1 protein-coding gene is annotated in these 284 nt (G+C 58.1%); it reads right to left on the reverse strand.

Annotated features, from left to right (window positions below):
* Positions 1-284 (reverse strand): substrate-binding domain-containing protein (locus RTW80_RS28900; protein ID WP_312721538.1); only part of this gene is annotated, 284 nt, incomplete at both ends.

The raw sequence follows: 284 nt of genomic DNA on the forward strand, positions 1-284 counted from the left end.
GTGCAGCAGCTTTGCGGCCTGATAGCCCATCTGACGGGTACCCTGAGCCACGGATGAGAGCGCCACGCGCGACAGATAGCGCGTAAGCTCTTCGTTATCAATACCAATCACGCACAGCTTTTCAGGCACCGGAATATGCAAATGTTCACACACCTGTAATACGTGGCGGGCGCGGGCGTCCGTCACGGCGATAATCCCTGTCTGGGGTGGCAGAGTTTGCAGCCAGTCAGCCAGGCGATTTTGTGCGTGCTGCCAGTTTTCTGGCGCGGTTTCCAGCCCCTGAT

The organism is Escherichia sp. AM3, assembly GCF_032029835.1.
Taxonomy (GTDB): domain Bacteria; phylum Pseudomonadota; class Gammaproteobacteria; order Enterobacterales; family Enterobacteriaceae; genus Escherichia; species Escherichia coli.